The following is a 12,951-nucleotide window of genomic DNA, read 5'->3' as shown; positions in this document are numbered from 1 at the left end:
CCGTCAACACCTATTTTCATAATTCTGTCACATCAGTCAAAAATCCCCGAAAACGCGAAGGCCGACCCCAAGGGGTCGGCCTTCGCTGCACTGCCCTACTTACAAGCTAGGAAAGGCGAACTGCGAAGCCTCATGGCTCGCCCGTTGCGGCCAGCGCTGGGTGATCGCCTTGCGACGGGTGTAGAAGCGCACACCGTCCGGACCATAGGCATGCAGGTCGCCAAACAGCGAACGCTTCCAGCCGCCAAAGCTGTGATAAGCCACCGGCACCGGCAGCGGTACGTTAACGCCAACCATGCCGACCTCGATCTCGTCGCAGAACAGGCGCGCCGCTTCACCGTCACGGGTGAAGATGCAGGTGCCGTTTCCGTATTCGTGATCGTTGATCAGTTGCATTGCCTCTTCCAGACTGTTCACACGAACGATGCACAGTACCGGGCCGAAGATCTCTTCTTTATAGATGCGCATCTCTGGGGTGACGTTGTCGAACAGGCAGCCACCGAGGAAGAAGCCTTCTTCATGACCGGCCACGCTGAAACCACGACCGTCGACCACCAGAGTCGCGCCCGCTGCCACGCCGTCATCTACGTAACCGCTGACTTTGTCGCGCGCCTGACCGGTCACCAGTGGGCCCATGTCCAGACCGCAAGAAGTGCCGGCACCGATTTTCAGCGCTTGGATCTGTGGAACCAGTTTCGCCACCAGAGCATCCGCCACCTGGTCACCCACACACACAGCGACCGAAATCGCCATGCAGCGCTCGCCGCAGGAACCGTAGGCCGCGCCCATCAGTGCGCTGACCGCGTTGTCCAGATCGGCATCCGGCATCAACACTGCGTGGTTCTTCGCGCCGCCCAGTGCCTGAACGCGTTTGCCGCGCTTGGTGCCTTCGGCATAGATGTACTCAGCGATCGGCGTCGAACCGACAAAGCTCAGCGCTTTGACTTCCGGCGCTTCGATCAGCGCGTCTACTGCAGCCTTGTCACCGTGAACCACGCTCATCACGCCTTTCGGCAAACCGGCTTCCAGCAGCAACTGTGCGATCAGCAGTGTCGAGCTTGGATCGCGCTCGGACGGCTTGAGGATAAAGCAGTTGCCGCAAACGATCGCCAACGGGTACATCCACAGCGGCACCATGGCCGGGAAGTTGAACGGAGTGATCCCGGCAACGATGCCCAGCGGCTGGAAGTCCGACCATGCGTCGATGTTCGGGCCGACGTTGCGGCTGTACTCGCCCTTGAGGATTTCTGGAGCTGCGCAAGCGAACTCGACGTTCTCGATACCACGCTTCAGTTCACCGGCGGCGTCTTCCAGGGTCTTGCCGTGTTCTTCGCTGATCAATTGCGAGATGCGCGCTTCGTTCTGCTCCAGCAGTTGCTTGAAGCGGAACATTACCTGCGCACGTTTGGCCGGTGGCGTGTTGCGCCAGGCCGGGAACGCTGCCTTGGCGGCATCGATGGCTTTCTGGATGGTTGCCTGGCTGGCCAGTGGCAGCTTGTGGATAGCCTGACCGGTAGACGGGTTGAACACATCAACTGCGCGACCGTTCTCGGTCACCAGTTCGCCATTGATCAAATGCGGGATAACGCTCATCGAAAAACTCCTGAATTCTTGTCCGCAGACGCCCACGAGGGGCGCCGGCTGTTTGTACTTATATATAGAGGGAAAAATCAGTCGAGCTTGTTCAGCACTTCGCCGACCGCATCGAACAGACGATCGAGGTCTTGCGGCTTGCTATTGAAGGTTGGGCCGAACTGCAGGGTGTCGCCGCCGAAGCGCACGTAGAACCCGGCTTTCCACAGGGCCATGCCCGCTTCGAACGGACGCACGATGGCGTCGCCGTCACGACCGGCAATCTGGATCGCGCCGGCCAGACCGAAGTTACGGATGTCGATAACGTTCTTCGAACCTTTCAGGCCATGCAGCGCGTTTTCGAAATGCGGTGCTACTTCAGCGACGCTCTGCACCAGATTTTCCTTTTGCAGCAGATCGAGCGCTGCCAGGCCAGCGGCGCAAGCCACCGGGTGCGCCGAGTAGGTGTAGCCGTGCGGGAATTCCACCGCGTACTCAGGGGTCGGCTGATTCATGAAGGTCTGGTAGATCTCGGAGCTGGCAATCACCGCGCCCATCGGGATCGCGCCGTTGGTGACTTGCTTTGCGATGCACATCAGGTCCGGGGTCACGCCAAAGGTGTCAGCACCGAACATGTTGCCGGTACGGCCGAAACCGGTGATCACTTCGTCGAACACCAACAGAATGCTGTGCTGGTCGCAGATCTCGCGCAGACGTTTCAGGTAACCCTGCGGTGGCACCAGCACGCCGGCGGAACCGGCCATAGGCTCAACGAACACAGCGGCGATGTTAGAAGCATCGTGCAGTTCGATCAGCTTCAGCAGTTCATCGGCCAAGGCGATACCGCCCTGCTCCGGCATGCCACGGGAGAAGGCGTTGCTGGCCAGCAGCGTGTGCGGCAGATGATCGACGTCCATCATCGCCTGACCGAACAGCTTGCGGTTACCGTTGACGCCGCCGAGGCTGGTGCCGGCGATGTTCACGCCGTGGTAGCCACGGGCACGGCCAATCATTTTGGTTTTGGTCGACTGCCCCTTCAGGCGCCAGTAGGCACGGACCATTTTCACCGCGGTGTCAGCGCACTCGGAACCGGAGTCGGTGAAGAACACATGGTTCAGATTGCCCGGGGTCAGTTCGGTGATTTTCTCAGCCAGCTGGAACGACAATGGGTGGCCGTACTGGAAGCCCGGCGAGTAATCGAGGGTGCCCAACTGCTTGGAGACCGCTTCCTGAATTTCCTTGCGGGTGTGGCCGGCGCCGCAGGTCCACAGACCGGACAGCGAGTCGTATACCCGGCGGCCCTTGTCGTCGATCAACCAGCTGCCTTCGGCGCCAACGATCAAACGCGGATCGCGCTGGAAATTGCGGTTGGCGGTGTACGGCATCCAGTGCGCGTCCAGCTTCAGTTGGCTGGCCAGTGGCGACGGCGCGTTTTCAGGCATGTTCATCGGGCAAAACCTCGCAGGGCATAAGCGTCAGGGAGATAAAAAGCGTTGTTGCAGCTAAATTGCCACGCGGATAAAGTCGGTGAAATCCAACTCTTCTAACCTTCAGTTAGAACTTTGCTAAACAATGAGAACAATAAGATGAGCAGCCGCCGCCCCGATCCGCTGGCCCAGGTCAGTGACTTTGATATCCGCTTGCTGCGGATTTTTCGCAGCGTGGTGGAATGCGGCGGGTTCTCGGCAGCGGAGACGGTGCTCGGCATCGGTCGCTCGGCGATCAGTCAGCAGATGAGCGATCTGGAGCAGCGCCTCGGCTTACGTCTGTGCCAGCGTGGGCGCGCCGGGTTTTCGCTGACCGAAGAAGGTCGCGAGGTGTATCAGTCGGCGCTGCAACTGTTAAGTGCGCTGGAAAGCTTCCGCACTGAGGTCAACGGCCTGCACCAGCATTTGCGTGGCGAGTTGATCATCGGCCTGACCGACAACCTGGTCACCCTGCCCCACATGCGCATCACCCACGCCCTCGCGCAATTGAAGGAGCGCGGGCCGGATGTGCAGATCCAGATCCGCATGATTGCGCCGAATGAGGTCGAACAAGGCGTGCTCGATGGGCGCCTGCATGTCGGCGTGGTGCCGCAGGCCAGTGCGTTGTCGGGCCTGGAATATCAGCCGCTGTACAGCGAACGTTCGCTGCTTTATTGCGCGGTGGGTCATCCGTTGTTTTATGTCGATGACAAACAGCTCGATGACGAACGCCTTAACAGTCAGGACGCGATCGCGCCGACCTTTCGTTTGCCGGCGGAGATTCAGGCGCATTACCAGGCGCTTAATTGCACGGCCAGCGCTTCCGACCGCGAAGGCATGGCATTCCTGATTTTGACCGGACGCTACATCGGTTACCTGCCGGATCACTACGCCAGCCTCTGGGTGCAGCAAGGTCGTTTGCGTGCGCTGAAATCGCAAACACGTTTCTACGACCTGAGCCTCGCATCGGTCACGCGCAAGGGGCGGCGCCCTCATTTGGTGCTGGAAAGCTTTTTGGAGAGTCTGGCGGCAACGCGTTGAAAATCCTCCTAGGCCCACCAGCTTTGGGCCTTAGCAACAAATTCGACCAATAACCTGAGCAAGTGGACAGCTTTTTGCAAAGCAGGATCAACCTCGATCCTTCAACAAGAAGCCTTAAGCCATGCAGCCAGATTCCGCACCGTCCAGCGACCTGATCTACGGCCTCGACGACCGCCCCAAACCGCTTGCCGCGATACTCGCGGCGCTGCAACACGTGCTCGCCAGTTTCGTCGGCATCATCACCCCGCCATTGGTGATCGGCTCGGCCCTCGGGCTGACCGCGCATTTGCCGTACCTGATCAGCATGGCCTTGATGGTTTCGGGCGTCGGCACCTTTATTCAGGCGCGGCAGCCGTTCGGCATCGGGGCGGGAATGATCTGTCTGCAAGGCACCAGTTTTGCTTTTCTTGGTGCGGTGCTGTCGGCGGGGTTTCTGGTCAAGCAACGTGGCGGCAGCCCGGAAGACATTCTGGCGATGATCTTCGGTGTGTGCTTTTTCGGCGCAATCGTGCAGATCGTCCTCAGCCGCTTCATCGGCCAGTTGCGCAGAGTCGTCACACCGCTGGTGACCGGGATCGTCATCACCCTGATCGGTATCAGCCTGATCAAGGTCGGCATCACCGATCTGGGTGGCGGCTTCAATGCGCCAGATTTCGGTGCGCCGGGCAATCTGGCGCTGGGCGTGTTTGTGTTGCTGACGATCATTCTGCTCAACCGCTCGAACACGCCATGGGTGCGCTTGTCGGCAATCATCATCGGTTTGCTGCTGGGCAGTCTGGCCGCGTGGTTCAGTGGGAAACTGGTGCCGCAGCCTTTACCTGACTTGCCACTGGTGAGTTTTCCTACACCGTTCAAGTTTGGCTTCAACTTCGACTGGACGGCTTTCCTGCCGGTCGCGCTGATTTATCTGATCAGCACCATCGAAACCGTCGGTGACCTCACCGCCAACTGCATGCTCGCCCGTCAGCCAATCAGCGGCCCTTCCTATATAAGCCGCCTGCGCGGGGGCGTACTCGGTGACGGCGTGAGCTGCATGATCGCCGCGACCTTCAGCGCCTTTCCCAATACCACGTTTGCGCAGAACAACGGCGTGATTCAGTTGACCGGCGTCGCCAGCCGCTACGTCGGCCTGTACATCGGCGCGATCCTGTTTTGTCTCGGCCTGTTCCCGATGATCGGCGCCGTGCTGCAGCAGATCCCGAAACCGGTGCTCGGCGGCGCTACCTTGGTGATGTTCGGCGCGGTGGCTGCGGCCGGCGTGCGCATCCTCGCGCAGTCGCCGCTGGATCGGCGCAGCATGTTGATCATCGCCACGTCGTTCGGCGTCGGCCTGGGCATTGCCGCGCAACCGAACCTGCTGCACCTGCTGCCGAAACTGGTGCAAAACCTGTTTGATTCGGCGATCACCAGCGGCGGCCTGACCGCGATAATCCTTTGCCTGCTGCTGCCGGAGTCGAAAATCGAGGCTGCTGAAGCGCACCCGCCGCTGAACAAGATCGAACAGGCGTAACGGTTTTATCGCTCAAACACTTGTCGGATGCCTGTGGGTGCGCTATCAACGCAACTGGTTGCACCCACAGACAAACCCGGAAGTGCCTATGACCTTTGAAGTCCCAGCCCATGGCGGCAAACCCGCCAGCCGCATTCGTCAGAAAAACGAAGAGACCATCCTCAAAGCCGCCGAAGACGAGTTCGCCCGTCACGGTTACAAAGGCACCAGCATGAACACCATCGCCCAGAATGCCGGGTTGCCCAAGGCCAACCTGCATTACTACTTCACCAACAAACTCGGTTTGTACGTGGCGGTGCTGAGCAACATCATCGAGCTGTGGGACAGCACCTTCAACACCCTTACCGCCGAGGACGATCCGGCCGAAGCGCTGACTCGCTATATCCGCGCCAAGATGGAATTCTCCCGTCGTCAGCCACAGGCCTCGCGAATCTTTGCGATGGAAGTGATCAGCGGCGGCGAATGCCTGAGCGAATATTTCAATCAGGACTACCGCGCCTGGTTCACCGGCCGCGCGGCGGTATTTCAAGCGTGGATCGATGCCGGCAAAATGGACCCGGTCGATCCGGTGCATTTGATCTTCCTGTTGTGGGGCAGCACCCAGCATTACGCTGACTTCGCCACGCAGATCTGCCGCGTCAGCGGTCGCAGCAAGTTGACCAAGCAGGACATGGAAGACGCCGGCAACAACCTGATCCGCATCATTCTCAAAGGCTGCGGCCTCACTCCTCCTCTATAAGACGTTTATGCCTTTCACCCTCAGCGGTTTTTGCGAGTACCGCGAAGAGATTCGCAAAAGCCGCTTTATCACCTTTGCCACGCCGATCGGCAGCCCTGCCGATGCTCAGGCGTTTTTTGAACAGCACAGCGATTTCAACGCCTCGCACAATTGCTGGGCGTGGAAACTCGGCGATCAATACCGCAGCAATGACGACGGCGAACCGGGCGGCACGGCCGGGCGACCGATTCTGGCGGCGATCGAAGCGCAGGATTGCGATCAGGTCGCGGTGTTGGTGATCCGTTGGTACGGCGGTATTCAACTCGGCACTGGGGGATTGGCCCGTGCCTATGGTGGTGGTGCGAACAAGTGCCTGCAGACGGCGGCAAAGGTCGAGTTGATCAGCCGCGTGCCGCTGAGTTGCGCCTGCGGGTTTGCCGAGTTGGCGTTGGTGAAGTTGCGGGTTGCGGACTTGGGTGGATTGGTTGTGGAGGAGAACTTCACGGCGAACGGCGTTGAGTTGAAGTTGGCTGTGGGCGAAGCGCAGATCGAGGTCTTGCAAACGCAGCTAGCCGATTTGAGTCGTGGGCGGATTTTGCTTCAACGATAAAAGATCAAAAGATCGTCCGATCGCGGCCCGAGCGTTGCGCAGCTCCTACATTTGAAATGCGCTCTCCTGTAGGAGCTGCCGAAGGCTGCGATCTTTTAGGGCATGACCCTTTTCCGTTATTCCCCGGACTTGCCCACATCTGCTGTGCACCCGACTGTGGATAACCTGAGTACATTCCGCTGTAACCCTTCTGTCACGTGGCTTTGCGCGGTTTGTTCACTTTTCGTTCAATTCACTCGACGAAACGAAAATTTCAAACAGAAACAGTCAGTTAGCGTGGTTTATCACCATTAGAAGAAAGCACCGCAGTGCTTATGCCCAGGTTTGCAGCTTGCGCACAATAACTGTGGAGCAACCTGTGGATAACCCGTTCATGGCTGGCGCAGTCGCAGGTCCTGCCTAGTCCACAGGGGTTTGCTCGTTTTTTGATCAGTTGCCGACGGGCAAAACTGGAGCCCGATCAACGGCTTTGCTCTGAATTGGTGCCGTGAGCCCAGCCAATTTTGCAGGCAATGCTCTGCTTCAGGCACTCGCACACGCGGCCCGCTCGCGTTCCTGACTCAATGGCCAGGAAATTGCTTTATCCACAGGCACAACTCCAAGCAAGTCGAGCCTGCCATGCCAATCGCCCCTCTTACTTCGCGCCTGCAATTGCGCCATATCAGCAAACGCTACCCCGGTTGTCTGGCCAATGACGCCATCGACCTGAGCATCGCGCCGGGGGAAATCCATGCCCTGCTCGGTGAAAACGGCGCGGGCAAAAGTACCTTGATGAAAATTATCTACGGCGTCACCCAGGCCGATGCCGGCGAGATGCTCTGGCAAGGTCAGCCGGTGAATATCCGCAACCCGGCGCAGGCGCGGCAGTTGGGCATCGGCATGGTGTTCCAGCATTTCTCGCTGTTCGAAACCCTCAGCGTGGCACAGAACATTGCCCTGGCAATGGGCGCTGCGGCCGGCACACCGAAACAACTGGAGCCGAAAATTCGCGAAGTGTCGCGTCGCTACGGTATGGCGCTGGAGCCGGAAAGACTTGTCCACAGCCTGTCGATCGGCGAGCGGCAACGAGTGGAAATTATTCGCTGCCTGATGCAGGACATTCGTCTGCTGATCCTCGATGAGCCGACTTCGGTACTGACACCGCAGGAGGCCGACGAGTTGTTCATCACCCTGCGCCGCCTCGCTGCCGAAGGCTGCAGCATTCTGTTTATCAGCCACAAGCTTGGTGAAGTGCGCGCGTTGTGTCATAGCGCAACGGTTCTGCGCGGCGGGCGTGTCGCCGGACATTGCGTGCCTGCCGAATGTTCGGATCAGCAGTTGGCGCAGATGATGGTGGGCGAAGCGGCGGCGTTGATTGGCGATTATCCGAAGGTCAGCGGCGGCGCGGCGTTTTTGCGGGTGAGCGGATTGAGTTGGCACAACCCGGATCCGTTTGGCTGCTCACTGAAAGATATCGACCTGGAAGTGCGCAGCGGTGAAATCGTCGGCATCGCCGGGGTCGCCGGTAATGGTCAGGATGAGTTGCTGGCCCTGCTCAGCGGCGAACAGACCTTGCCTCGGGCCGAAGCCACAACCATCCGATTTGCTGAGCAACCCGTTGCTGACCTACGCCCGGATGCACGACGCAAACTGGGTTTGGCGTTCGTGCCGGCCGAGCGTCTCGGTCACGGCGCGGTGCCGGAGTTGAGTCTGGCCGATAACGCCCTCCTCACCGCCTTTCAACAGGGATTGGTCAGCCACGGTTTGATCGATCGCGGCAAAGTCGAAGCCCTCGCCCGGCAGATCATTCAGCGCTTCGGCGTGAAAACCCCAGACACGCAAACCGCCGCGCGCAGTTTGTCCGGCGGCAATCTGCAGAAATTCATCCTCGGCCGGGAAGTTCTCCAGCAACCGAAACTGCTGATCGCCGCGCACCCGACCTGGGGCGTCGACGTCGGCGCCGCCGCGACTATCCACCGGGCACTGATCGCGTTACGCGATGCCGGCGCGGCGATTCTGGTGATCTCCGAAGACCTCGACGAACTGTTCCAGATCAGCGACCGCCTCGGCGCGTTGTGCGGTGGACGTTTGTCGGCGCTGCACAACACCACCGATACCCAACTCAGCGACGTCGGCGGCTGGATGGCCGGTCAGTTCGACCACGCCCCTTCGGCCGCCACGGTTTAACGGAGTTTTCCACATGCTGCTTTCCCTCGAACCCCGTGGCCAGCAATCGCGCTTGATGCTGTGGTGCTCGCCGTTACTGGCGGCAGCGCTGACGCTTGGCTGCGGCTCGCTGCTGTTTATCGCCCTTGGCCACGACCCGTTGCAAACCTTGCACACGCTGCTGATCGCACCGGTCAGCGATTTGTATGGCGTCTCCGAATTGCTGGTCAAAGCGCTGCCGATTCTGCTTTGCGCACTGGGGTTGGCCGTGGCGTACCAGGCGCGAATCTGGAACATCGGCGCCGAAGGCCAATTGCTCCTCGGCGCGCTCGCCGGCAGTGCCTTGGCGGTGAACATCATCGGCATGCAAAGTCGTTGGGCGCTGGTATTTATTCTGCTCACCGGCACCGTCGCTGGTGCGGCGTGGGCCGGGCTGACCGCGTGGTTGCGCACGCGCTTCAACGCCAACGAAATCCTCACCAGCATCATGCTCAATTACATCGCGCTGAACCTGCTGCTGTTCTGCGTGCACGGGCCGCTGAAGGATCCGGCCGGATTCAACTTTCCCGAGTCGGCGATGTTCGGCGACGCCAGCCGTTTGCCGTTGTTGATGGAGGATGGCCGCGTGCATGCCGGGGTGTATTTCGCCTTGCTCGCACTGGTCGCGGTGTGGGTGTTGTTGCAGAAAAGCTTTGTCGGTTTCCAGATCAAAGTGCTTGGGTTGGACAAGCGTGCCGCAGGGTTTGTCGGCTTTCGCGAGAAGCGGTTGATCTGGCTGGCGCTGTTGATCAGTGGCGGCTTGGCCGGGCTTGCGGGTGTCTGCGAAGTCACCGGGCCGATTGGCCAGTTGGTGCCGCAGGTGTCCCCGGGTTACGGCTATGCGGCAATCACCGTGGCTTTTCTTGGGCGCCTGAATCCGATCGGGATTCTGTTTTCCAGCCTGTTGATGGCACTGCTGTACATCGGTGGCGAGAGTGCGCAAATGAGCCTGAATCTGCCGCAAGCGATCACCCAGTTATTCCAGGGAATGATGCTGTTTTTCCTGCTCGCCTGTGACGTGCTGATTCTCTATCGGCCACGTCTGAAACTGCGCTGGGTGAAGCGTACTTCGACCACCGCCGTAACTGCCGGAGCGCTGTGATGGATATCGATCTGTTGAGCAATATTTTCTACGCCATGGTGCGTTGCGGCACACCGCTGTTGCTGGTGGCGCTGGGGGAACTGATCTGCGAGAAGAGCGGCGTGCTCAATCTTGGGCAGGAAGGGATGATGCTGTTTGGTGCGGTGATCGGTTTTATCGTCGCGCTGAACAGCGGCAACCTGTGGCTCGGTGTGTTGCTGGCGATGTTGGCCGGGATGCTGTTGTCGTCGCTGTTTGCCTTGGTGGCGCTGGTGTTCAACGCCAATCAGGTGGCGACCGGGTTGGCCCTGACGATTTTTGGTGTCGGGTTGTCGACCTTTGTCGGCGCGGCTTGGGTGGGTAAACCGTTGGCCGGTTTTGAGCCGCTGGCGATTCCTTATCTGAGTGAGATTCCGCTGATCGGGCGGATGCTGTTTGCTCAGGACTTGCTGGTGTATCTGTCGTTCGCGCTGTTTGCGCTGGTGGCGTGGGTGATCGTCAAAAGTCGTGTCGGTTGATCATTCAAGCGGTCGGCGAAATCCGGATGCGGCCAGTGCGATGGGGCTGCCGGTGTTGACCGTGCGCACGTTGGCGGTGCTGTTTGGCGGAGCGATGGCTGGGTTGGCCGGGGCTTATTTGTCGCTGGCGTATACGCCGATGTGGGCGGAGAACATGACCGCCGGGCGTGGCTGGATCGCGTTGGCGCTGGTGGTGTTTGCCAGTTGGCGGGTGTGGCGGTTGTTGCTCGGGGCGTATCTGTTTGGCCTCGCCAGCATCCTGCATTTGGTGGCGCAGGGATTGGGGCTGGCGATTCCGTCGAGTTTGCTGGCGATGCTGCCGTATGTGGCGACGATTGTGGTGTTGGTGCTGTTGTCGCGGGATGCGCTGCGGACGCGGTTGTATGCACCGGTTTCGCTTGGGCAGCCTTGGCAGTCAGGGCATTGATGCGGTGATCTCACTGGCCCCATCGCTGGCAAGCCAGCTCCCACAGGTTTAGTGCTGATCACAAATTTTGCGCACTACTCGGACACTGTGGGAGCTGGCTTGCCAGCGATGAGGCCCTGACAGGCAACACTTGAGCGATGCCCCACGCCAGTTCGAAGACCAGGAAAACCAGCAAAATCGAACTGGCGCCATGGAGCAAGGCATACGCCTGCCAAGCCGCAAACAGAAACCGCGCCACCACGTCATAGCGTCCATAAAGCGCCTGCGGATCACGAATCCGCAGCACCGCCCACACGCACACCACCGAGCCCAGCAGATTCGCCATCAACATATGCACAGGCTGAAACACCGGCAGCTCGCCGGGCAAATTCAGCACGCTCAACAATCCGTGCAAAGCGGCAAAACTCCACGGCGTGGCAAACGCCGCCGTGACGACCAGGTCATACCAGGCACTGCCGCGCACCACGTTGCGATATTGCGTTGAAGTCCACATCATCCATGCTCCAGAAATTTGAGGAGCAACCACGGTAAAGCCTGGAGTATGCTCCAGGGTCAATAGCCCTTTTGAGAACCAGCATGCGCATCGGTGAGTTAGCCCAGGCCAGTGCCGTCAGCCGTGACACCCTGCGCTTCTACGAGCAGCGCGGGTTGATTGCGGCGCAGCGCAGCGCCAACGGTTATCGCGACTATCCGCCGGAGATGGTGCAACTGGTGCTCTATATCAAAACGGCGCAACGCCTGGGATTTACCCTCGGCGAGATCGGCAACAGCGTCGCCGCGTTGTGGAATGCCCCCAATCCTGACAACGCCGTGGCGCAGTTGCTGCGCGACAAACTGCAACTGATCGAAACCCGCATGCGCGAACTCGACGCGCTGCGTCAGGAGTTGCAACTTCGCCTCGGTCAGGCCTGTCCATTGAATCCATGATCCTCATTCATCAAGGAAGCCCATCATGTCTGCAAAAAACGCACTGATCATCGGCGCCTCCCGGGGCCTTGGCCTCGGTCTGGTGAAAACCCTGCTGGCCGACGGCTGGCAAGTCACCGCCACCGTGCGCAATCCGCAAAACGCCGAGGCGCTGCAAGCGCTGGGCAAAGTGCGGATCGAGAAGCTCGACATGGACGATCAGCAAGCGGTGATCGCTCTGAGTCAGCAGCTCAAAGGCGAAACCTTCGACCTGCTGTTCGTCAACGCCGGGGTCAAAGGCCCGGCCGATCAGACCCCGGGCGGCGCGACTCTGGCTGAAGTCGGTCAGCTGTTTTTCACCAACGCGGTGGCGCCGATCAATCTGGCGCAACGGTTTGTCGGGCAGATTCGTGACGGCAGCGGTGTGCTGGCGTTCATGAGTTCCGGGCTGGGCAGTGTGACGGTGCCCGACGCGCCGGAACTGGCGTTATACAAGGCCAGCAAGGCTGCGCTGAATTCGATGACCAACAGTTTTGTCACCCAATTGGGCGAGCAGAAGATGACGGTGTTATCGCTGCATCCGGGTTGGGTGAAGACCGATATGGGCGGTGAAGGGGCTGACCTTGACGTTGAGACCAGCACCCGTGGGTTGATCGATCAGGTGAATGCGTACACCGGCAAGGGCGGACATCACTTCATCAATTACAAGGGCGAAACGATTCCCTGGTAATTGATGATCCCCTGTAGGAGCTGCCGAAGGCTGCGATCTTTTGATCTTAAAAACAAAATCAAAAGATCGCAGCCTTCGGCAGCTCCTACAGGGGTTGTGTATTTTGGTGATGTTGTCCTGTCGGGTTGGGCTTGCCCGGCGTGGCAATTTGTTTGAAACTGCGCACCTCGTCCCTCGCGGCGACCCTG

At 59.6% G+C, this 12,951-nt stretch carries 11 protein-coding genes and 1 pseudogene; 9 read left to right on the top strand and 3 right to left on the bottom strand.

What is annotated here, in order from left to right; genetic code table 11:
• Window positions 1-99: 99 nt before the first annotated feature.
• Together ACZZ0A_RS29265 and aptA are read right to left on the bottom strand one after the other, a co-directional pair.
• Window positions 100-1,593 (bottom strand): CoA-acylating methylmalonate-semialdehyde dehydrogenase, encoded by a 1,494-nt coding sequence (locus tag ACZZ0A_RS29265; RefSeq protein WP_463544069.1) that lies wholly within the window; start codon window positions 1,591-1,593, stop codon window positions 100-102.
• A 77-nt stretch (window positions 1,594-1,670) separates the two neighbouring features.
• The gene (gene aptA, locus ACZZ0A_RS29260; protein WP_007914732.1) at window positions 1,671-3,020 is read right to left on the bottom strand and encodes an omega-aminotransferase AptA; all 1,350 of its coding nucleotides are present in this window, start codon (window positions 3,018-3,020) and stop codon (window positions 1,671-1,673) included.
• A 138-nt stretch (window positions 3,021-3,158) separates the two neighbouring features.
• Here aptA and ACZZ0A_RS29255 point away from each other — a divergent pair, with 138 nt between their 5' ends.
• The 7 genes and pseudogenes from ACZZ0A_RS29255 to ACZZ0A_RS29225 all read left to right on the top strand — a co-directional run bounded on the left by ACZZ0A_RS29255 (window position 3,159) and on the right by ACZZ0A_RS29225 (window position 11,127).
• A complete protein-coding gene (locus ACZZ0A_RS29255) occupies window positions 3,159-4,079 on the top strand; it encodes a LysR family transcriptional regulator (protein WP_007914725.1) in 921 nt (306 codons plus the stop codon).
• A 121-nt stretch (window positions 4,080-4,200) separates the two neighbouring features.
• Window positions 4,201-5,589, top strand: a complete 1,389-nt coding sequence (locus ACZZ0A_RS29250) for a uracil-xanthine permease family protein (RefSeq protein ID WP_463544068.1) — start codon at window positions 4,201-4,203, stop codon at window positions 5,587-5,589.
• Window positions 5,590-5,677: 88 nt separating this feature from the next.
• Window positions 5,678-6,328: a TetR/AcrR family transcriptional regulator gene (locus ACZZ0A_RS29245; protein WP_038360732.1), complete on the top strand. Its 651-nt coding sequence runs from the start codon at window positions 5,678-5,680 to the stop codon at window positions 6,326-6,328.
• 7 nt (window positions 6,329-6,335) lie between these two features.
• A complete protein-coding gene (locus ACZZ0A_RS29240) occupies window positions 6,336-6,917 on the top strand; it encodes an IMPACT family protein (RefSeq protein WP_414916620.1) in 582 nt (193 codons plus the stop codon).
• 618 nt (window positions 6,918-7,535) lie between these two features.
• Entirely contained in the window at window positions 7,536-9,083 is a 1,548-nt protein-coding gene (locus ACZZ0A_RS29235; protein WP_463544067.1) for an ABC transporter ATP-binding protein, read from the top strand.
• A gap of 13 nt (window positions 9,084-9,096) precedes the next feature.
• Entirely contained in the window at window positions 9,097-10,203 is a 1,107-nt protein-coding gene (locus ACZZ0A_RS29230) for an ABC transporter permease (RefSeq protein ID WP_463544066.1), read from the top strand.
• Window positions 10,203-11,127, top strand: a pseudogene (locus ACZZ0A_RS29225) (ABC transporter permease). The gene ACZZ0A_RS29230 and the pseudogene ACZZ0A_RS29225 overlap by 1 nt, the downstream one beginning before the upstream one ends.
• 58 nt (window positions 11,128-11,185) lie before the next feature.
• Here ACZZ0A_RS29225 and ACZZ0A_RS29220 read toward each other — a convergent pair.
• Window positions 11,186-11,620: a hypothetical protein gene (locus ACZZ0A_RS29220; protein WP_463544122.1), complete on the bottom strand. Its 435-nt coding sequence runs from the start codon at window positions 11,618-11,620 to the stop codon at window positions 11,186-11,188.
• Window positions 11,621-11,703: 83 nt separating this feature from the next.
• Between ACZZ0A_RS29220 and ACZZ0A_RS29215 the strand changes: the two genes are divergently transcribed.
• Together ACZZ0A_RS29215 and ACZZ0A_RS29210 are read left to right on the top strand one after the other, a co-directional pair.
• Window positions 11,704-12,054 carry a MerR family transcriptional regulator gene (locus tag ACZZ0A_RS29215; RefSeq protein WP_095114408.1) on the top strand — a complete coding sequence of 117 codons (351 nt, stop codon included), beginning with the start codon at window positions 11,704-11,706 and terminating at the stop codon, window positions 12,052-12,054.
• Between the two features lie 22 nt (window positions 12,055-12,076).
• Complete coding sequence (locus ACZZ0A_RS29210; protein WP_086935984.1) at window positions 12,077-12,763, top strand: SDR family oxidoreductase; 687 nt, start codon at window positions 12,077-12,079, stop codon at window positions 12,761-12,763.
• Window positions 12,764-12,951 lie beyond the last annotated feature (188 nt).

The organism is Pseudomonas sp. AC242 (assembly GCF_979258655.1).
The sequence above is the reverse complement of the archived record's forward strand: the minus strand, read 5'-3'. Positions and strand labels throughout refer to the sequence as shown.